This is a genomic window from Microbacterium halophytorum (assembly GCF_002970975.1).
Taxonomy (GTDB): domain Bacteria; phylum Actinomycetota; class Actinomycetes; order Actinomycetales; family Microbacteriaceae; genus Microbacterium; species Microbacterium halophytorum.
Genome location: NZ_KZ672983.1, coordinates 133,371 through 154,481, shown reverse-complemented (window position 1 = coordinate 154,481; position 21,111 = coordinate 133,371). Strand labels below are relative to the sequence as shown.

Here is a 21,111-nt window from a genome sequence, read left to right as displayed (position 1 = left end):
TTTTCCAGCGCACAACGACGCACATCCCGCAAGGCCTTGTCGGCGCCGCGAACGCTCGCTAGCATCCGGTTTGTTGTCCCGTACAACATTCGCTCGATGATGAGACGCCCGACGCCGATGTCGGGCAGGGAAGGTGCAGGAATGCGCAAGATGATCAAGACCGCTCTCGTGGCGGGTGCCGCCCTCGGCCTGCTCGCCAGCGGGTCGGCCGCGGCCACGGCGGCGCCGGCGGAGCAGCCCCCGGGGCTCGAGAAGCTCGACTCGCTGCGGGAGGCGGCGCCCGACGGCCTCCGCATCGGCGGTGCCGCGGCCGGCGGCGGGCACCACGGCGACGCCGGCTACCCCGACCCGTTCACCTACGACGAGGAGTACCGCGACCTGCTGGCCAAGGAGTTCTCGTCGCTCACGCCCGAGAACCAGCTCAAGTGGGACCACCTGCGCCCGAGCCAGGACGAGTACGACTTCGCTGACGCCGACGCGATCGTCGAGTTCGCGGAGCAGAACGGCCAGGTCGTGCGCGGCCACACCCTCTTCTGGCACAGCCAGAACCCCGCGTGGCTCGAGGAGGGCGACTTCACCGACGAGGAGCTGCGCGAGATCCTGCACGACCACATCACCACCGTCGTCGGCCGGTACGCCGGGCGCATCGACCAGTGGGAGGTCGCGAACGAGATCTTCAACGACGACGGCACGCTCCGGATGGAGGACAACATCTGGCTGCGCGAGCTCGGCACCGGCATCATCGCCGACGCGTTCGAGTGGGCGCACGAGGCCGACCCCACCGCGACGCTGTTCTTCAACGACTACAACGTCGAGGGCATCAACCCGAAGACCGATGCGTACTACGCGCTGATCAGCGACCTGCTCGACCAGGGCGTGCCGGTCGGCGGCTTCGGCCTGCAGTCGCACCTCGGCACGATGTACGGCTACGACCCTACGCTGCCCGAGAACCTCGCCCGCTTCGGCGACCTCGGCCTGAAGACCGCGATCACCGAGCTCGACGTGCGCATGCAGCTCGACGGCGCCGAGCCGACGCCCGAGCAGGAGGCGGAGCAGGACGAGTTCTTCCGCTTCGTGCTCGACTCCTGCATCGCGGAGGAGAGCTGCGACTCGTTCACGGTCTGGGGCGCATCCGACCAGTACTCGTGGGTGCCGGTCACCTTCGAGGGCCAGGGCTCGGCTACCCCCTGGGCGGCCGACCTCGAGCGCAAGAGCGCGTACTGCACGCTGCAGGAGGGCCTGGTCGTCTCGACCCCCGGCGGCGAGCAGCGCTTCGGCAAGCACCCGGCGTACGAGGAGTGCCGCGACCTGCTGAGCTGATGTAGGGGAGCGCGGAACCTGCGGCCCGTCTCCGGTGCCGCCCCGGATGGGGTGGGGCTGGGGCGGGCCGTTGGTCGTTGGCGGGGGCTGCGTCTTTGTCGAGATGTTCAATAGAAAGCTGTCGAGACGTTCAGTAGAAACTTGTGGAGGTGTTCAGTAGCGTGCTGTCGAGATGTACAGTGATCGCATGGCTGACACATACTCTCGCCGCGTCATTGATGCGGAGCTCGACGAGCTCCAGCCACTGTTGCCGGCCGTGTCGTTGCAGGGCCCGAAGGGTGTTGGAAAGACTGCGACCGCGTCGCGGCGCGTGCGCGGCATTATCGACCTGAGCGATGATGCGGCTCGCGAAGCGCTTGCAGCCGATCCGGCGCGGCTCACGCGCGAGCTGGGGCCGGTCCTAATCGATGAGTGGCAGCGGTTGCCTCAGGTGTGGGACATGGTGAAGCGCGCTGTCGACGGCGGCGCCGCGGATGGAGCATTCATTCTCGCCGGGTCATCCGCGCCGCGGGGTGCGAGCATCCACTCCGGCGCCGGACGGATCGTGCCGATGCAGATGCGACCGCTGTCCTTGGCCGAGCGCGGTCTGGTTGCTCCTTCCGTGAGTCTGGCGACATTGCTCGATGGCGCGGGAGACACCCCGATTCATGGGGAGAGCGAACTCGGTCTACCGGACTACGTCGAAGAGATCACAGCATCTGGGTTCCCCGGTATCCGAACCCGTCCGGAGCGTGCGCGCGAAAGGGCGCTGGACGCCTATCTCGACTACGTCGTGGAGCGCGAGTTCCCCGAACAGGGGTACCCCGTGCGGAAGCCGCAGACACTGCGTGCTTGGCTGCGTGCGTATGCCGGAGCGACCTCACAGACGACTGCGTACTCGAAGATCCTGGCCGCCGCGACGGAAGACAAGTCCTCGCAGCCCACACGTGCGACGACGCTGAGCTACCGCGACGCGCTTGCAGGGCTCCATCTCCTGGATCCGGTGGAACCCTGGCAACCCGTTGGTGCAAGTGTGAAGAACCTCGTCACGGCGCCCAAGCACCACCTGGCGGACCCTGCGCTGGCCGTGCGCCTGATCGGGTTGAACAGATCCCGTGTTCTGCGCGGTGAGCAAGGGACAGTGGACATCGCTTCGGGGACTCTGCTGGGGGCACTGTTCGAAGACCTCGTGACACTGAGTCTCCGCACATACGCGCAGGCGGCCGATGCGCGCGTCGCGCACCTCCGCACTCACGACGGAGGACGACACGAGGTCGATCTGCTCGTCGAGGGCCGAGACGGACGCGTGGTTGCGATCGAGGTGAAGGTCTCCCCTTCGGTCGACAAGGACGACGTGAAGCACCTGAACTGGCTGCATCGTCAGATCGGAGATCGCCTCGCCGACAAACTGGTCGTCACCACGGGGCCGCATGCATATCGGCGCGAGGACGGCGTTGCCGTCGTCCCGGCAGCGCTGCTGGGGCCGTGAACAGCGAATCGCGCACGGCGGGCGGCCTCCGCGCGACGATCCTCGGGCGCCGGCGATGCTGCGAGTCGAAGCGGGTCCCGCGGCATGCACCTCGAAGATGCTCGACTCGTGCATCGCGGAGTCCAGCTGCGACTCGTTCACGGTCTGGGGCGCATCCGACCAGTACTCGTGGGTGCCGGTCACCTTCGAGGGTCAGGGCTCGGCCACCCCGTGGACGGGCGCGCTCGAGCGCAAGAGCGCGTACTGCACGCTGCAGGAGGGCCTGGTCGTCTCGACCCCCGGTGGCGAGCAGCGCTTCGCGAAACACGCCGCGTACGAGGAGTGCCGCGACCTGCTGAGCTGATGTAGGGGGAGTGCGGTGCCTGCGGCCCGCCCCCGGTGCCGCCCCGGATGGGGTGGGGCTGGGGGCGGGCCGTAGTTCCGTCCAGGTTTCCGGATGAACGTGCCATGTGACGCGGCTTCCAGTGCCCGTAGATTCGAGCCCAGCCCTGAACGAGGGGTGACACAGCGAGCGCGCGAAGGAGCGTCTATGTCCATGTCTCGAACGAGCAGGAAGTGGCTTGCAGGGGCTGCGACCGGAGTTTCCCTCGCGGTCGTGCTCACCGGATGCTCCGGGGGAAGCGAAGGCGGAAGCGGGGGTGACGGCCCGGTCGAGCTCACCTTCCAATCCTGGGTCCCGAACATCGACCAGGCCGTCGACGCGTACAACGCAGCGCACGACGACGTGCACGTCACGCTGGAGACCGTGACGGCCGGGCCCGACGGCGGCTACGCCACGATGCAGTCCGCTGTGCAGGCGGGCAACGCCGCCGACGTCGCTCAGATCGGCTACGACGCGATCCCCGACTTCCTCATCAACGACGCCCTCGAAGACATCACTGAGTACGTCTCCGACGACGCGGACCTCTTCACGGAATGGCAGTGGCAGACCGGCGTCTTCGACGGTGCCGTCTACTCGGTGCCCCAGGCGTCCGGCCCGCTCGGCCAATTCTACCGCGCCGACGTCTTCGAGGACCTCGGCATCGAGTACCCCGAGACCTGGGACGAGTTCTACGAGGCAGCTAAGGTCGTGCGCGAGGACGACCGCTACATCGCTGCGTTCGCGTTCAACCAGGCACCATGGATGATCGGGCTCGCCGAGCAGAGCGGCGCGACCTGGTTCACGCCGGAGAACGACGCCTGGACCGTCGACATCGCGAGCGACGAGACGATGCGGATGGCCGAGTTCTGGCAGAAGCTGATCGACGAGGACCTCGTCAAGGTCGAGGCGGACATGTCGAACGAGTGGAACGCCGACATCCAGGAGGGCGAGATCCTCACGTGGATCTCCGGCTCATGGGCCGACGCGATCTTGCGCGGCACGGCGCCCGAGACGTCCGGTGCGTGGGCCGTCGGCGCAGTTCCGCAGTGGAACGCCGGCGAGAACGTATCAGCGACGTGGGGCGGTGGCTCCGCGAGCGCCGTGCTCAAGGGCTCCGAGCACCCGAAGGAGGCGGCAGAGTTCGCCGTGTGGCTGAACTCCGACCCGGAGAGCGTGAGCATCCTGACCGAGGTCGGTGCCGGATGGCCTGCGATCGCCGATACGTCCGCGATCGCATCGCTGCAGGATGCCCCGGAGGTGTTCGAGTTCTACGGCGGCCAGGACATCTGGGACGTGTTCGCCGAGTCGGACAAAGCTGTCGACACATCGTGGACGTGGCCCCCACTGTCGTCGACCCTGTTCTCAAGCCTGACGGACAACGTCAAGTCGGCGGTCGACAACGGCACGCCGATTGCGGACGCCTACGTCGCGACGCAGGACGACATGCTCTCGGCGCTCGACGAGCGCGGGATCGCCGTCAATTGAACACTGGCACGCAGGCGGCGGTCGGAAGCGACCGGCGCCTGCGGCCGGGAGGACCCGCATTGTCTACTCGCACTCGCACTCGTCGCATGCCGCGCGCCATCTGGGTGCTCGTGCTGCCGTTCGTCGTGATGTTCACGGCGTTCTTCGTGGCTCCGATCGTCTACGCGGTCGTGCAGAGCCTGTTCGCAACCGAGAGCTCCGGCCTCGGGTTCGGCCCGCCGGAGACGACGTTCGTGCTCTTCGGAAACTACGTACGCGCGTTCTCCGAGCCGACCTTCGTCGCCAGCCTTCTGCGCCTGGTCGCCTTCTCGGCCATCTTGGTGCCGATGATGGTGCTGACGGCGTTGGTGCTCGCGCTGCTGCTCGACTCGGGCAGGGCCCGCTTCCCGAAGGTGTTCCGCGTGTTCGCCTTCGCGCCGTACGGTGTTCCCGGAGTGATCGCGACCCTGCTCTGGGGCTTCCTCTACGTGCCGGCGACGAGCCCCGTTCTGCAGGTCCTCGACGCGTGGGGCATCAGCATCGACCCGCTCTCGGGCGACGTCGTGCTGTTGTCGATCGCGAACATCTCGCTGTGGGTGTTCGCGGGGTACAACATGGTGATCCTGGCCTCGGCGCTCGATGCGATCCCGGCGGAGTTGTACGAGGCCGCGCGCGTCGACGGGGCGTCCGCCTGGCACACGATCTGGCACATCAAGCTGCCTCTTGTGCGGCCTTCGATCATCCTGGTCACGGTCTTCACGATCATCGGCACGCTGCAACTCTTCGTCGAGCCGCTCGTGCTCCAGCCGTTGACCACGGCCATCGGCTCGACGTATACGCCGAACCTCGCGGCGTACAACCAGGCCTTCTCGCAGGGCAACCCGAACCTCGCGGCAGCGATGGCTGTCGTCGTCGCCCTCCTCGGCTTCGTGGTGTCGTTCGGATTCCTGCGCGTCGTGAACCGGAAGGGGAACCGCGCATGGTGAGTTCCAACCGCAACTCGACGACCCTCGTGGTGCTCGGCCGGCCGGAGGCGCCGCGTCGCCGCCGCGCGTTCGAGCCCGGCTCGGTGGTCGTCAATTTCGCGCTCGTGATCGCGGCGGTCTACTTCGCGCTTCCGCTCGTGTGGGTGCTCATCGCGGCGACGAAGTCTCCCGGGGACCTCTTCGGCACCTTCGGCCTGTGGTTCTCCGACAGCCCGCAGGCTTGGGCGAACCTGCAGGCTCTGTTCACGCAGGACGGCGGAATCTTCACTCGCTGGCTCGTGAACAGCGTCATCTACTCGGGCGCCGGCGCGCTCGTCGCAATGATCCTCGCCGCCGCGTGCGGGTACGCGATCGCCAAGTTCCCGTTCCGCGGGCGCGAGACGCTCTTCAGCATCATCCTGGGCGGTGTGCTGGTGCCGGCGACCGTCATCGCGCTGCCGCTCTACTTCCTCATGAACGAGGTCGGGCTCGTCGGCACGTACTGGTCGGTGCTGCTGCCGAGCATGGTGAGCCCTTTCGGCGTCTACCTGGCGCGCATTCATGCGACCTCATCGGTGCCGGATGAGGTGATCGAAGCCGCCCGCCTCGACGGTGCCGGTGAGATCCGGATCTTCTCGACGATCGCGACGCGCATGATGATGCCGGCGATGGTGACGATCTTCCTCTTCCAGTTCGTCACCATCTGGAACAATTACCTGCTCCCGCTCGTGATGCTCGACGAGACGACGACGTTCCCGGTGACCCTCGGCCTGACTCTCTGGAACGGTCAGACGCAGCGCGATCCGATGTTCTACGCGCTCGTGGTTGCGGGGTCGGCGGTCTCCGTCATCCTGCTCGTCGTGCTGATGTCGAGCCTGCAGCGCTTTTGGCGCGCAGACCTGACGGCCGGCGCGACGAAGGGCTGACGTCACCCCTTCCGCATCTCGCGATAAGCGCGCGGGCTCATGCCGTGAGTGCGGCTGAACTGGCGGGAGAAGTAGAAGGGGTCGTCGCGGCCGACGGCGCGGGCGATCTCGGCAACTGTCATGTCGGTGGTGTCGAGCAGTGTTCGGGCGCGGGCCATCTTGAGGCCGTTGTGGTGGGCGAGCACGCCACCGCCGGTGGCGTCGCGGAACAGCGCCGCGAGGTGCGACGGTGAAACGCCCACGAGGGCTGCGAGCTCGGGAACCTGCACCTGGCTGTCGACGCGTTCCTCGAGGTACCGCATCGCGCGCTCGAGCGGCGTGCCCTCGTGGGGGAGCACGCGATCGGCCGCAAGCAGTGTGAAGAGGTTCCACGCGAGCCCTGACGCGGCCACGATGCGTGCGGGGGTCGTGTCGCGCGAGAGCGAGACGGCGATCTCGTCGAGCACCGCAGTGACGCGCTCCGGGGCGCGCAGCCCGAGCGTGCGTGCGCCAGGGCGGATGCCAGCGGCCTCCACGAGCTCCGCAACGTCCGTACCGCGCACATGGCACCACCAGATCGTCCAGGGGGAGTCATTGTCGGCGCCATAGGCGTGGGGAGTGCCGCCGGGGATGATCAACGCCGTGCCGCGAGTGACTCGGGTGCGGGCGCCGTCGATCTCGACCCAGCCGGAGCCCGAGCCGCACACGATCACGATGGTCTCTCGGGCGCCGGTCGGCCGGTGCCTGCCATGGTGCCGCGCGACGGGGAAGTATCCGGCATCGGTGACGAGCATCCGCCGCGTGACGGGGCGATTGAGGGCCTGCTCGACAAGGGGGCGCGGCAGCACGCTGAGGCGCTGCCGTTCGAAGCCGTCGGCGATCTCCATGGCTCCAGTCTGGCACGTGCTGTCAGCGGAACGTCCAGGTCGACGGCGACATCCCCCATGTCGGCGCCGCGGATGCCTGCCTAGCGTTGGAGGGTGACGAACGAAGCGCGCGCGAGCCGGATCATTCTTCCCGACGCACCCCAGGACCAGGCCGAGGCCCTCGCGGCGGGCGGGGTCGCCTGTTGGAGCGAGCCGCTGACGATCGACACCTACGAACCGGGCGACCCCGACCCGTACCCGCAGTTCCTGGACCGCCGCGTGTACCAGGGCTCGAGCGGCCGGATCTACCCGCTCCCGATCATCGACTCCGTCTCGCACGAGAAGCGCCCGCGGGAATGGCAGGCGATCCACCTCGAGAACGCCTACGTGCGCCTCACGCTGCTGCCGGATCTCGGCGGTCGGATCCACATCGGCTACGACAAGGTCGCCGGGTACGACTTCCTCTACCGCAACAACGTCATCAAGCCGGCACTCGTCGGCGTCACGGGGCCGTGGATCTCCGGCGGCATCGAGTTCAACTGGCCGCAGCACCATCGGCCGGCGACGTTCCTGCCGACTCAGACGCATATCGAGCGCGAGGGCGACGGCTCCGTCGTCGTATGGCACAGCGACCTCGACCCTCTGCAGCGCATGCGCGGCACCCACGGCGTGCGCTTGCGCCCCGGCTCGAGCGTGCTCGAGGTCGACGTCACCCTGCACAACCGCACCGATGTTCCGCAGACGTTCCTCTGGTGGGCCAACGTCGCCGCTCGCGCGCACGAGCGCTACCAGTCGTTCTTCCCGGACGACGTGGCGTACGTCGCCGACCACGCCCGTCGCGCGATCACGGCGTTCCCGCACGCGGACCGCCCCTACTACGGCGTCGACTACCCGGCGCTCGCAGCGGAGCGCGAGGGCGCGGACCGCATCGATTTCTACAGCAACATTCCGGTGCCGAGCTCGTACATGATCACCGACACCGACGGTGCGTTCTTCGGTGGGTACGACCACGCCGCCGACGCCGGCTTCGTGCACTGGGCCGACCGCTCGATCTCGCCGGGGAAGAAGCAGTGGACGTGGGGCGACGGGCCGATCGGTCGTGCATGGGACGACCAGCTCACGGACGGCGACGGCCCCTATGTCGAGCTCATGGCGGGCGTATACACCGACAACCAGCCCGACTTCGCGTGGCTCCTGCCGGGCGAGACGAAGCGGTTCCGGCAGACGTGGTTCCCCGTGCACAGCACCGGCCCGATCCGCCAGGCGACGCCGGATGCGGCGGTCGGCGTGCGGATGGACGGCGCCGTCGCGCACGTCACGGCGATCGCCACGGCGCGACGACCCGGAGCAGTCATCGAGCTGAAGCGCGACGCCGAGTCGCTCGCGGTTTGGCACGCCGACCTGGCTCCGGATGCGCCGTTCACGGCGGACGTCGAGTCCGGCCCGGAGCCCGGGCTCAGCCTCACCGTGAGCCACGGCGGTGAGGACCTCGTGCGCTGGTCGGCCCGCGCCGAACGGGCGCCGGAACCCTGGGTCGCGACGGCCCCGGATGAACCGGGGCGGACCGACTCGAACGACGAGCTGGTCGTGACCGCGACGCACCTCGCGCAGTACCGCCACCCGAACCGATCGCCGATCCCGTACCTGCACGAGGCGCTGGAGCGCGATCCGGGCGACTCCCGGGCGCTGACCGCGCTCGGCGCTTGGCGCCTTCGCCGCGGGGAGTACGCCGCGGCGCGGGAAGCGCTCGAGCGTGCGGTCGCGCGCTTGACCCGGCGCAACCTCAACCCGCGTGATGGCGAGGCGCACTACCTGCTCGCCCTCGCGTGCGAGCGACTCGGAGAAGCTGATGCAGCCGACCGCGCGTTCGGCAAGGCCGCGTGGAACGCCGCCTGGGCTGCCCCGTCCCACCTCGGGCGCGCGCGGATCGCGCTGCGAGCGGGGCGACGGAACGCGGCCGTCGAGCACGCGTGCCTCGCGGCAGGCATTCCGGAGGCGGAGCGCATCGCTGCGATCGCCCTCGGGCGGCTGGAAGAGCAGCTCCCCGCGCTGCTCCAGGCGGACCCGCTCGATCCGGTGCTGCGCGCCCTCGACGGCGGCGAGCCGCTCGACGCGCGCGCGGCGTTGGACGTCGGCTGCGAGCTCGCCCGGGCGGGGGCATTCGCGCTCGCCCTCGAGGTGACCGCATCGGAGGTCCGCGGCGTGCCTGCGGCCGGGCTGGGCGGCCCCATTCGGCACTACCTGCGCGCCGCGTGGCACGACGCTCTCGGGCAGCCCGAGGCCGCGGCGGCCGAGCGGGCGGCGGCACGTCGGGCGCCGCGGGCGCTCGCGTTCCCCGCGGGGCTCGACCAGCTCGACGCTCTCGTGGCGGCGCGGCGGGCCGATCCTGACGACACGGTGGCAGCGGGCCTCCTCGGCATGTGGCTGCTCGATGCGGGCCGCAGTGACAACGCACGGGAGGCACTCCGGAGTGCCGCGAGCGGGGACGACCCCGTCGACTGGCGCAACCTGGCGATCGCGCTCGAAGCGACGGGCGACCAGGAGGGGGCGGACGGCGCCCTCGCCCGGGCGCTCGCGCTGCGCCCGGATGCTCGGCTCGTGTTCGAGCGCGACGTGCTGGCCGAGGGCCGGGGCATCCGGGGCGAGAAGCGCTTGGCCAGGATGCTCGCGCACGAATCGCTGCTGCTCGAGCGCGACGACCTGGCGGTGCGCTTCGTCGAGCTTTTGATCGGGGCCGGGCGTCACGAGGAGGCGCTCACGATTCTGCGCGGCCGCCGGTTCCGACCGTTCGAGGGAGGCGAAGGCCGCGTGATCGCCGCGTTCGACAGAGCTGAGTGCGCCGTCGCCGCCGAGCTCATCGGAACCGACCCGGGCCGCGCCGCCCGGACCCTCGAGCAGGGCTTCGCGCCGCCGGCGAACCTGGGGGAGGGCCGCCATCCGGCCGAACGCCCGGTCGAGCGGTACGTGCTGCTCGGGCGGGCGCGCGCCGCCGCGGGCGACGCCGAAGGCGCGCTCAGCGCGTGGCGGGAAGCCGTCGCGCCGACACCGCTCGCGGTCGCGCCGCGCGCGGTCGGCGAGCACACCTACTGGGAGGGCGTCGCGCGCCTCGAGCTCGGCGACGTCGAAGGGGCGGCGGCCGCGTGGCGCGCGCTCGACGAGCGTGCCGCCGCGCTGCGCGAATCGGGCGACCGCGTCGACCACTTCGAGACCTCCCATCCGGAGCTGTCCGCGTTCAGCTCCGACACGGCGGGCAGCCGTGGCGTGCGGGCGGACGAGCTGGAACAGTGGGCCGAGCGAGGCCGGGGCGCCACCGCGGCTCGGGAAGGAGCCCTCCGATGACGGCAGAACGGTATCTGGGCGCCGGCGCCATGGAGGATCAGGCAGGCGGCCTGACGGGAGCGATCCCGGCGCATCTTCCGGCGCGCCTGGCGATCACCCTCTGGGACTTCTCCTGGTACACGCAGGCGGGGCCGGGGCAGCCGTACGCCGACCTCGAGGCTGCCGTCGCGGACGCAGCGTCGCTCGGCTACAACGCCATCCGCATCTGCGCGGCGCCGATGCTGCTGTTCGGCGGTCTTGGCCTCGACGAGATGGCGGCAGGCCTCGAGATCGAGGGCCTCGGGGTCGCGCCGAGCGGCCACTATGGGCAGCGCACGAGGTGGTACGACACCCCGGGCGGCTACCGCGTCGACATGTACCGGCGCACGCTGGAGCTGTTCGAGGCCGCGCGCCGACACGGCATGGTCGTGCTGCTTGCCAGCTGGGAGTACCAACAGTCGCCTGCCTTCGCCGCGTCGCCCCGCTGGTTCGAGGCGATCGACGCGGTGCCGCTCGAGGCGAGGTACGACGCGCTTGCTGGGGCGTGGGACCGGATGATCGCCTGGCTCACGGATCACGGCCACCGCGAGTCGATCGCGCTGGTCGAGCTGCACAACGAGGTCGACTTCTCGATCCTCCCGTTCATCGGCGACCCCTCCGGCCGCGCGGCGGTCACGCGTCTGCGCGAGTCGCATCCGGATCTGCTCGTGACCGCCAGCTACGGCAAACCGCCGCACCTGGCGATGCACCAGGTGCCGGGCGAGCTCGGCGCCGCGCAGCTCCACGTCTACAGCTACGGCGTGCTCGACGAGCTGCAGAAGCGCATCGACATCCGATCTGAGGGAACCGAGGGCTTCCCGAACCAGGCGCTGCGGGCGCTCCTGCGACCCGACGCGCCGTCGGTCGCCGAGTATGGCCGCCCCGCCAGCTGGAAGATGCGCGCGACCGTCGTCACCAACCAGATGATCTACGGCTACGACTGGGTTGATCCGGAGGCGTGGGATGCGTGGCTGAACGAGCACTACGCGCCGTTCGCCGAGGTGATGGCGCGCGAGATCGAATCGCGCGTGATCGCGATCGCGGAATGGGCCCGCTGGCGCGGCGTGCCGGCCCTGGTGGGCGAGGGATGGATCGGCTACACCCCGCTCCATGGCGGTTTCGAGGAAGGCGAGGTGGGCCGAGGCCTGGCGGAGCACGGCATCCGCACCGCGCTGGAACGCGGTGTGTGGGGCGTGATCCTCGGCTCGAACGCGGCCCCGCACCACCCGATGTGGGAGCTGCGGGAGTGGCAAGTGGGAATGAATGCGGAGATCCTCGCAGTGAGGTGATCCGGCGCCGCGCTTGAGGTCACGTCGAACCCGCGACAGCGCGATGTGAGGCAGCGCTCGCGGCTGGTCGTGAACTGCATGTCGCGCGCCCACCGTGCGAATTCGTCGGATCGCACCGTCGGTGACGACCCACCTCGATTGAAGGCAACGCGCGTGGCCAAGTGTCGCCGACTTGTCTGGTCGAGCTCTTCGATCTCGACGGGACTCGGTGCGCCCTTATCGCTCGCGACGACACGCGCTCGGGTAAAAACACCAGATCATGAGGATATTCGTCAACAACTCAAGCTTCCGTGACTTTCGTAGCACTTGTCTCTAGTCGAAGTACAAGTTCGTCGCCACGATAGGTACAAGCCGCCGGCAGCAGAGTTGCTGCCTATCGACATCCAGGCGGGTTCGTATCGATGGAGAGACGAAGCTGTGACGTTGCCTGTTGCCGAGCTTGATCGTGCGTCCGGAGCGCCGATCTGGTTCCAGATCATGCGTGCAATCGAGTCGTCGGTTGCCGAGGGCGTGTGGCGTGAGGGGGACAAACTCCCGAGCGAACACGCACTGTGCGCACATTTCGATGTGTCTCGGACGACCGTGCGCGAAGCGCTGTCGCACCTTGAGACGGCTGGCATCGTGACCCGCAGCCAGGGCAAGGGCGCGTTCGTCGCACACTTGCCAGGACCGTCTTCGTGGACTCTTCCGTCGGCACCGAGTCTCCTCGGCGAGTACAGCGAGGATGGACGCAGCGCGCTGACTTCGACCATCTTGCGTTCGGGCATCGAGCCGCTGCCGTCGTGGGCGGCAGCTGTCGTCGGTCGCGGCGAGGCAGGAGAACCCGACGGGTACGGGTTCGTCCTAGAGCGTGTGCGCGCGATCGGTGCGCGCACGGCCGTGCACGTCGTCAATTACATGCCGCGTCGCTTTGCGGGCCTGGTCCCGGACCTGCGCGAACCACGGGCGAGCCTGTACAACGCGGTGACTCGTGTCGCGGGAGTGCGCATCGCCCGCATGCACCGGACCATCGAAGCAGCGGTCGCGGATCGGACCCTTGCGCCGTTGCTCGAAGTGGAGATCGGGCATCCGATCGTCGTCGTTGAGGCCGTCGCGTACGACGGCGACGGCACTCCGATCGACTTTTCACGTGCCTCCGTGCGTACGGACCGCTTGCGCGTCAGCGTCGATACCGGTTTCGACTCAGCAGGCATGTCTGGGGCCGACGCCGCGGGGCACTATCCGCGTGCCCGTGAAGCGGTGCGACCGCAACCGCACCGGAGATCGAACACCACCGCGATCACCTCGAAGGAGCACATCTCGTGACAAAGAAACGGATCCTCATCATCGGCGACAGTTACATGAGCGCCGACACGTTCCACACGGCATTCCGGGCTCGCGGGCTCGATGCAGATGTCGAGACCGTGGTTCCGGCATCGCCGACCATCGACACCTCGACGATCCGCGAGTTCGAAGGCGACCCAGCGCAGGTGGCGCGTCTCGTGTCGGGGTACGAAGTCGTCGTACTGCATGCAGCGCCGGTGACTGCTGCGGTTCTCGACGCCGCCCCGGAACTGCGCCTCGTGGGCTGTGCGCGGGGCGGCCCCGTGAACATCGACATCAGCGCAGCGAAGAGCCGGGGCGTCAGCGTTACGACGACGCCCGGCAAGAACGCCGATGCCGTGGCAGACCTCACGATCGGGTTCCTCATCTCATTACTGCGAAATGTTCCCGCTTCGCTTCGCGATGTCGATGATCGGATTCGTGCTGGACGGCCGCTCGCCGAATCGACCTTCGAGGGCGCCCGTTGGTTCGGTCGCGAGCTGAGCACGACCACGCTCGGGCTTGTGGGGTACGGCAACGTGGCGCGCCTCGTCGCCGCGCGGGCACGCGCTCTCGGCACAAGGGTGATCGCTTACGACCCGTTCGTCGATGCATCGACGATCGCCGATGCGGAGATCCTCGGCGATTTGAACGAACTCTTCGCTAAGTCCGACGTGGTCAGCGTGCACGCACGCGCAACCGCCGACAACCGCGGCATGGTCGCGGCCGAGCAGTTCCGGGCGATGCCACGCGGCAGCTTGTTCATCAACACTGCGCGTGAGTCCCTGGTCGACGAACACGATCTCTTGGCGGCGCTCACTTCCGGGCAACTCGGCGGCGCGGCTCTTGACGTGAATGAGCCAGACGGTCCGTGGCGCGAACTCGTTGCGCTGCCGAACCTCGTATTGACGCCTCACCTCGCGGGGGCGACTCACGAAACGCTCCGACGAGGCGCCGAAATGCTCGCGTCGGAAGTCGAAGCTTTCCTGGCCGGCGACGCACTCAGGTGGGAAAGATGACTGAGCCCGTCTTTCTGGCCATCGATGCCGGCACCGGGTCTGCCCGAGCACTGGCATTCGACGCAGACGGCCGCCTCGTCGCCCAATCCCAATACGAATGGGCGCATGCGGCAGTTGACGGTCACCCCGGCGGCACAGCATTCGATACGGAGCAGGGATGGATCGCGGTCTCCGCTGCCATCCGTGATGTCACTCGCGCCATCGCCGGCGATTACTCGGTCGCCAGCGTCGCGGCATCCAGCATGCGGGAAGGGCTCGTGCTCTATGACAGCTCAGGCGCCGAGCTCTGGGCCTGCCCGAACACGGATGGGCGCGCGCGTCGCGAAGCTGATGAGTTGCTCGCCGAAGGGACGGCAGATGAGATCTATCGCGTCGCCGGCGATTGGGTCTCGATCACTGCGCCGGCTCGCATCCGGTGGATCGCTCGGCACGAGCCCGAGTTGTTGGCACGGACTGCGCACCTCGGCATGCTCAGTGATTGGGTCGTCACGCGGTTGACCGGCGAGTTCAGCACGGAGCCGACATGCGGATCGAGTTCGGCATTGTTCGATCTTTCGAAACGCGACTGGTCGCGCACGCTCGCCGAGCTCATCGGCATCGACGCGGGCATTTTGCCCACGGTTGCCGAGTGCGGGGAACGCATCGGTTCGGTCACGCCAGTGGCCGCTGCGTCAACCGGGCTACCCGTAGGAACGCCGGTCATCGCGGGCGGTGCAGATACGCAGCTCGCGCTGCACGGAATCTCGGCGCAACAGGGCCGGCCCACGATCGTCGGCGGCACTTTCTGGCAGACGACGAGCGTCAGTGACAGGCCGCTCATCGACCCGGAGCGCCGCTTGCGCACGCTGTGCCATGTCGAACCCGGGACATGGATGATCGAGGGCATCGGGTTCCTGAGTGGATTGGCGATGCGCTGGTTTCGCGACGCGTTCTGCCCTGACGCCGTGGCCTCGGCGCGAGCCACCGACGCGTCGGCGTTCGCTGTCATGGAGGAGTGGGCCGCCCAGGTCCCGCCCGGGGCGAACGGGGTGCTCGCCCTGCTCTCCGACACGATGCAGGCCGACGCTTGGCACCACACCGCGCCGACGTTCACGGGGTTCGACATCACCGATCAAGGCGCGACGGGCAGAGGTGCGTTCATTCGATCGATCGAGGAAGCCGCGGCGTACGTCGCTCGAGACCACATCCGGATCCTTGCCGAAATCACCTCCGGCGCAGCAACCGCCACCGGAGAGGTCACGTTCACTGGCGGGTCGAGCTCCGGGAAGCTGTGGCCCGAGGTCATCGCCGGAGCGACGGGACTTCAGGTTCGAGTGACCCCTGCGCCGGAGGCAACCTCTTATGGGGCTGCACGCCTTGCGGCGAAGGGCGTCGGCGCTGAGCTTGCGCCGATGTCCTCGACTGAGCGGACGATCGCGGCGAGCGAGTACGACATCGCTCAGTACAAGCGGGCATCCGCGAGATGGCGCCGGGCGTACGAGGGGTCCCGAGGGCTCCCTGCGGCCGGAATCAACCCACTGTTCGTGCCGCCTGGCGCCGCGCGTCGTGGCACCACACATTTCACAACACCCACGGTCAGCGCTTCGCGCTGACCGCCACGGAAGGAAACCCGACTCATGGCTGATCTCGAGGGAAATCGCGAAGCTAAGACGTTTGCGCCGCAGACACCGCTCGCAACGTTCTCGCATGCGGTGCGCGGCGCGTCGAATCTCGACTGGGGGATGCAACACCGGCTCTCACGAATTCTGAACCCAGACACCGGGCGCACCGTGATGCTGGCGTTCGATCACGGCTACTTCCAAGGGCCCACACGCGGTCTCGAGCGCATCGACCTCGGAATCGCGCCTCTCGAGTCGCAGGCCGACGCACTGATGTGTACGCGGGGTGCCCTGCGCACATCGATTCCGCCCGCTACCCGGGCCGGGCTGGTGCTGCGTGCGTCTGGAGGCCCATCGATCCTGAAGGAGCTGTCGGACGAGCACACGGCCATGTCAATGAATGATGCCGTTCGCATCGGAGCCGACGCCGTGGCCGTACAAGTGTTCGTCGGTGGACAGCACGAATCACGCAGTGTGCGGAATCTCACTTCGCTCGTGGACGCGGGGTACGACGTAGGTATTCCCGTGCTCGGCGTGACGGCGGTGGGCAAGGAACTCACGCGCGACGCTCGATACCTCGGCCTGGCGACGCGCATCATCGCTGAGCTCGGTGCGCAGATCGTGAAGACCTACTACTGCGACGAAGGTTTCGAAGACGTGGTCGCCGGCTGCCCGGTTCCCGTCATCATGGCTGGCGGCAAGAAGCTCCCCGAGCTGGAGGCGCTGACGATGGCGAGCCGCGCCGTCCGTGCGGGCGCCGCGGGCGTCGACATGGGAAGGAACATCTTCCAGAGCAACAACCCCGCGGCGATGCTGAATGCAGTGCGCGCGGTCGTACACAGCAACGTCGAACCGGAAGAGGCGTACGAGCTCTTCCGCGCGGCGGCCGGAGCATCCTCGTGAGCGCCGACGTCCTGCGCCCGGCCGACGCCGAGTTGCGCTTCGGCGACTGGGGGCCGGCCTACCTGTCGAAGACCGAAGATGCCGCTTTCGGCACCGTCGTGCTGCGGCCGGGTGACGAATTCGGCAATCACCTGCACGAACATCACACGGAATCCTTCGTTGCACTCGAAGGCGAGGCCGAGGTATGGATCGATCGAACCCGCTGCACAACGCTGCGCGCAGGTGAGATTCTGCACGCCAATCCCGGGGAGGAGCACTTCCTGAGGAACGTCGCCGGGAGCGTCTTCCGGGCAGTGTTCGTGAAGACTCCCTGGGTCGACGGCGACAAGGTCGAACGTCCCTGGCAGCCGAAGAGCGACCGATGAACGGGGCCACGAGCACAACGCTGACTGCGAGCGTCGCCGTGCAGCGGGGGCGAGCCGACAAGGGGGCGAGACTGCGCTCGCAGTTGGTGTTCCTCGCCCCGATCGTCGCGTTGCTCGTTCTCATCGTGTTCTTCGCGATCGCCACACCGACATTCTTGACGGCGGCGAACTTCCAGAACCTCGTCCGTCAGATGGCCGTGCTCCTGGTCGTCGCGCTCGGCGCAACGTACGTCGTGCTCATCGGCAGCATCGATCTGTCGATCGGTTCGATCGTGACGCTCACCGGCGTGAGCGCCGCGATGCTGACGACCGCGCTGGGGCCGTGGGGTGCCGCGCTCGGATTCGTCGTCGGGCTGCTCTGCGGGCTCATCAACGGAATCGTGCACGTCTACGTGAAAGTGCCGAGCTTCATCGTCACCCTGGGGACGATGTTCGTGTTCGCCGGTATCGCCCTTATCGTGACCGGCGGACGACCCCAGGCACTGCGCTCGCCCGAACTGAGCGCCCTGTTCGGTGGCACGCTCTTCGGCGTCGTTCCGACGATCGCGCTCTGGGCGCTCTTGGCACTCGTCGTCGCCGTTGTCATCGAAAGGCTGCTCGTGTTCGGGTACCGGGCGCGTGCCGTCGGCGACAATGAGACGGTCGCGAAGCTGTCGGGTATCGATGTGCGCCGCGTGAAGCTCACAGCGTTCGTGCTCTCCGGTGTGTTCGCCTCGTTCGCCGGGCTGCTGCTCATGGTCCGTACGAATTCCGCATCGGGCAGCATGGGCGACCCCTTCCTGATGGAAGCTCTCGCCGCCATCCTGCTCGGCGGGACATCGCTCATGGGGGGAGTCGGCGGTCCGTCGCGCACCGTGCTCGGCGTGCTCGTCATCTCTGTGCTCAGCAACGGGATGAACCTCGCCAGCGTCGATCCGTTCCAGCAGCAGACCATCAAGGGCGTCGTTCTCATCGCGGCCGTCGCCGTCACCCTCAACCGACGCGAACTCTCGAGCGTCAAGTAGTCGGTCGCATCGGCGCGAGGCCGCCGCCGTCGTTCAATTCACGCACACAAGGAAGTGTCACATGAACAACTCAATCCGCCGTACAACGGCTGCACTTGCGGCAACCGCCGCCCTGACCGTTTCAATCATCGGCTGCACGCCCGAGGGTTCCGATGCCCCGGCAGATCCCGACGCACCCACCGTCATGATCCAGGTGCCGACCATGGACAATTCGTACTGGGCCGACGTCATCAAAGGGGCAGAAGCGGCCGCAGAAGAGCTCGGAATCAACTCCGACGTGCAGGTCTATGGCCAATCCATCGACACGCAGCTGAGCCAGATCCAGCAGGCAGGCTCTAAGGGCGTCGATATGGCGATGGTCTTCGCGCAGGACCAGGCATCGTCGCCCACGCTGATCCAAGCGGCGACCGATCAGGGCATCTACGTCACCAACGTGTTCTCGAACCAGCCGTGGTCCACGCCGCGTGAAGCGGATTACGACGATCACTACGTCGGCTATTTTCTGCCGGACAACGTGCAGGACTCGTACAACATGGCCACATCCGTGCTCGACCAGATCGGCGGGGAAGGTGAAGTTCTGCACATCACGGGCACGCCAGGGAACACGACTTCCGATGAGCGCCAACTAGGCGTGGACCGTGCGCTCGAAGAGTTCCCCGGAGTGGAACTCGTCGGTCGGGAAAGCGGCGGAGAAAGTCGGGTCGATACACAGCCCGTGATAGAAGACCTCCTGACCGCGCATCCAGACGTGAAGGCCGTGATCTGCCACAACGACGACTCGGCGATCGCCGTGATCAACGCACTCCGTGAGCGGGGCATGTCCGAGGTCAAAGTTGGTGGCATCGACGCCATCGAAGAGTTCCTCGATGACATGAGTGCGGGAGGCAACGCGGCCGCGACCGTCGCGATCCACGGGGCATGGTTCGGCGGCTACAACGTGGTCCGACTTTACGACGCGTTCGAGGGGGAGAAGTACTCTGCGTCCGAGTCGATGATGTTCCAGGACTCGCTCACGATCGATACCGGCGACGCTGCTGGCGAGTACCAGTCGGTGGTGTATGACGCAGACCCGCTGCCCTTCGACTGGTCGGCGATGTCGCGCGCCGTCTCCGGCGACGACTGGGATACGCAGGTCCCGCTTCTGCCGATCGAGCCCGAAGACTACTGGGGTCGCATTGATCAGCCAGCGCCGAGCGGCTACGCGCTCCCCGATGACCTCGCCACGGAACTCGCTGACGGGTCCGTCGAGTCGACCGGTGCGACTTATCTCGAACACGCCGCGTCGAATCCGCTCGGCAGCGTCATTGCGCTGACGCGGGCGGGCGAATCGTCCCTCGGGCAGAAGTAGGAGTCATCGTGACTCAGCTGACGACGCCCTCGCGCACAGAACCGGTGCCGCGACTGGCGGCGCGTGGCGTCGGGAAGGTGTTCGACACGACTCGTGTGCTCGACGACGTCTCGATCGAGATTTCGGCGGGCGAGATCGTCGGGCTCATCGGTGAGAACGGCGCTGGCAAATCGACGCTTATGGACATCATGTGCGGCGTGCTCGAGCCAACGGACGGCGCCATCCTCGTCGACGGTGAGGAAACGGCGCTCGATACGCTGATCGACGGCGCGGCGCGAGGCATCTTCCGAGTGTTTCAGGAGCAGAGCCTCGTTGCGCGCCTCTCCGTCGCCGTGAATCTGTGCCTTGGTGCCGAGGCGAGGTTCAGCACCGGAGGCGTGTTCAGGGCGTCGCGAGCGAGGCAGCATGCTCGCTCATTGCTGACCGAGCTCGGTCTTGATTATGACGTCGATCGCCCGGTGGGTGAGTACTCGTTCGGCGAACGGCAACTCCTCGAGATCGCTCGCGCAATCTCGCTCTCGCGCATCTTCCAGACCTCGCATCCGGTGATCCTCATGGACGAGCCGACGGCGGCGCTGTCTGGCACCGAGCTCGAGATCTTCTTCGCGCTGCTCGAGCGTCTCCGCGCAGCAGGAACAGGGTTCGTGTTCGTGTCGCACCGGCTTCCCGAACTGCTGCAGTACTCCGACCGGTTGTACGTGCTCAAGGACGGGGCGTTGGTCGACGAGGTCACGCCCAGCACGACGGAGGCTGAACTGCATCTACTCATGGTCGGTCGCGAGCGGGCAGACGATGTGTACCAGAAATCACGCCAAACGGGTCCGTCTGAGACCGTGCGATTGGACGCTTCGGAGATCGCATCCACCGGGCTGCAGCCGACGGACCTCCGCGTGCACGCCGGCGAGATCGTCGGAGTCGGAGGGCTGCTCGGCTCGGGGAAGAACCAATTGGCGGCGGCGCTGTTCGGCGCCGCCGCGTCGACGGGGTCCGTGATCGTTGATGGCGTCGAGATGCGTCATCGCATTGCTTCGCGTGTGAAAGCACGTATGGGCTACATACCTCTGCACCGGCACGCGGAGGGAGCCAGCCTGGGCTTATCCGTCTCCGACAACGTGAACGAGGTGAGCCTTGGCCGTCGGGCCGGGCTCGACATCCGACGGCGTCAACGAGAAGCAGCGGAAGCGCGCACCTGGACCGACCGACTCCGAGTTCGCATGCGGTCCGTGGATCAGCCCGTGCGCACCTTGTCGGGGGGAAACCAGCAGAAGGTCGTTTTTGCGAAGTGGTTGTCCCAAGGCGCCGAGGTGATCCTCGCTGACAACCCCACCCGTGGTGTCGACGCCGGCGCAAAGGAAGAGATCTACGAACTTCTTCGGGACCTCACCGAGCAGGGCGCCGCCGTGCTGCTCGTCAGTGACGACCTTCTCGAGCTGATCGGGTTGTCAGACCGGATCCTGCTCATGCACGACGGCGCTGTCACAGGAGAGATCGCCTCGCCCAAAGAACGACCGGCCCGTGAAGAGGCCGTCGTGGCGCTCATGGTCTGAACACCGACACACAACTCAACCGTCCAACGC

At 67.5% G+C, this 21,111-nt stretch carries 17 protein-coding genes; 16 read left to right on the top strand and 1 reads right to left on the bottom strand.

Going from position 1 to position 21,111, the window contains the following annotated elements; all coding sequences use genetic code 11:
- Positions 1-141: 141 nt before the first annotated feature.
- From C0010_RS03665 to C0010_RS03640, 6 genes are all read left to right on the top strand, one after another.
- Positions 142-1,320 carry an endo-1,4-beta-xylanase gene (locus tag C0010_RS03665; protein WP_105565710.1) on the top strand — a complete coding sequence of 393 codons (1,179 nt, stop codon included), beginning with the start codon at positions 142-144 and terminating at the stop codon, positions 1,318-1,320.
- Between the two features lie 187 nt (positions 1,321-1,507).
- Positions 1,508-2,788, top strand: coding sequence for an ATP-binding protein (locus C0010_RS03660; RefSeq protein ID WP_105565918.1), 1,281 nt, complete (start codon positions 1,508-1,510; stop codon positions 2,786-2,788).
- Positions 2,730-3,131: an endo-1,4-beta-xylanase gene (locus C0010_RS03655; protein WP_332835777.1), complete on the top strand. Its 402-nt coding sequence runs from the start codon at positions 2,730-2,732 to the stop codon at positions 3,129-3,131. Before C0010_RS03660 ends, C0010_RS03655 begins: the two co-directional genes overlap by 59 nt.
- Positions 3,132-3,317: 186 nt before the next feature.
- Positions 3,318-4,634 carry an ABC transporter substrate-binding protein gene (locus C0010_RS03650; RefSeq protein ID WP_158685263.1) on the top strand — a complete coding sequence of 439 codons (1,317 nt, stop codon included), beginning with the start codon at positions 3,318-3,320 and terminating at the stop codon, positions 4,632-4,634.
- 86 nt (positions 4,635-4,720) lie between these two features.
- On the top strand, positions 4,721-5,599 hold the full coding sequence (locus tag C0010_RS03645) for a carbohydrate ABC transporter permease (protein ID WP_105565707.1): 879 nt from the start codon (positions 4,721-4,723) through the stop codon (positions 5,597-5,599).
- Complete coding sequence (locus C0010_RS03640; RefSeq protein WP_105565706.1) at positions 5,593-6,504, top strand: carbohydrate ABC transporter permease; 912 nt, start codon at positions 5,593-5,595, stop codon at positions 6,502-6,504. The genes C0010_RS03645 and C0010_RS03640 overlap by 7 nt, the downstream gene beginning before the upstream one ends.
- Positions 6,505-6,506: 2 nt before the next feature.
- Here the strand turns inward: C0010_RS03640 and C0010_RS03635 are convergent, their stop codons facing one another.
- A complete protein-coding gene (locus C0010_RS03635) occupies positions 6,507-7,370 on the bottom strand; it encodes an AraC family transcriptional regulator (RefSeq protein ID WP_105565705.1) in 864 nt (287 codons plus the stop codon).
- A gap of 93 nt (positions 7,371-7,463) precedes the next feature.
- On the opposite strand from C0010_RS03635, the gene C0010_RS03630 reads away from it, so the two are divergent.
- From C0010_RS03630 to C0010_RS03585, 10 genes are all read left to right on the top strand, one after another.
- Positions 7,464-10,688, top strand: a complete 3,225-nt coding sequence (locus C0010_RS03630) for a DUF5107 domain-containing protein (protein ID WP_105565704.1) — start codon at positions 7,464-7,466, stop codon at positions 10,686-10,688.
- On the top strand, positions 10,685-11,995 hold the full coding sequence (locus C0010_RS03625; RefSeq protein ID WP_105565703.1) for a cellulase-like family protein: 1,311 nt from the start codon (positions 10,685-10,687) through the stop codon (positions 11,993-11,995). The genes C0010_RS03630 and C0010_RS03625 overlap by 4 nt, the downstream gene beginning before the upstream one ends.
- 417 nt (positions 11,996-12,412) lie before the next feature.
- The gene (locus tag C0010_RS03620; protein WP_105565702.1) at positions 12,413-13,300 is read left to right on the top strand and encodes a GntR family transcriptional regulator; all 888 of its coding nucleotides are present in this window, start codon (positions 12,413-12,415) and stop codon (positions 13,298-13,300) included.
- Positions 13,297-14,316, top strand: a complete 1,020-nt coding sequence (locus C0010_RS03615; protein WP_105565701.1) for an NAD(P)-dependent oxidoreductase — start codon at positions 13,297-13,299, stop codon at positions 14,314-14,316. The genes C0010_RS03620 and C0010_RS03615 overlap by 4 nt, the downstream gene beginning before the upstream one ends.
- Positions 14,313-15,908, top strand: a complete 1,596-nt coding sequence (locus C0010_RS03610; RefSeq protein WP_105565700.1) for an FGGY family carbohydrate kinase — start codon at positions 14,313-14,315, stop codon at positions 15,906-15,908. The genes C0010_RS03615 and C0010_RS03610 overlap by 4 nt, the downstream gene beginning before the upstream one ends.
- A 24-nt stretch (positions 15,909-15,932) precedes the next feature.
- Positions 15,933-16,817: a 3-hydroxy-5-phosphonooxypentane-2,4-dione thiolase gene (gene lsrF, locus C0010_RS03605; protein ID WP_105565699.1), complete on the top strand. Its 885-nt coding sequence runs from the start codon at positions 15,933-15,935 to the stop codon at positions 16,815-16,817.
- Positions 16,814-17,182, top strand: a complete 369-nt coding sequence (locus C0010_RS03600; protein ID WP_158685260.1) for a cupin domain-containing protein — start codon at positions 16,814-16,816, stop codon at positions 17,180-17,182. Before lsrF ends, C0010_RS03600 begins: the two co-directional genes overlap by 4 nt.
- The gene (locus C0010_RS03595) at positions 17,179-18,186 is read left to right on the top strand and encodes an ABC transporter permease (protein ID WP_105565697.1); all 1,008 of its coding nucleotides are present in this window, start codon (positions 17,179-17,181) and stop codon (positions 18,184-18,186) included. The genes C0010_RS03600 and C0010_RS03595 overlap by 4 nt, the downstream gene beginning before the upstream one ends.
- 61 nt (positions 18,187-18,247) lie before the next feature.
- Entirely contained in the window at positions 18,248-19,534 is a 1,287-nt protein-coding gene (locus C0010_RS03590) for a sugar ABC transporter substrate-binding protein (RefSeq protein WP_105565696.1), read from the top strand.
- 8 nt (positions 19,535-19,542) lie between these two features.
- Positions 19,543-21,081, top strand: a complete 1,539-nt coding sequence (locus tag C0010_RS03585) for a sugar ABC transporter ATP-binding protein (RefSeq protein WP_105565695.1) — start codon at positions 19,543-19,545, stop codon at positions 21,079-21,081.
- The last annotated feature ends 30 nt before the right edge of the window (positions 21,082-21,111 follow it).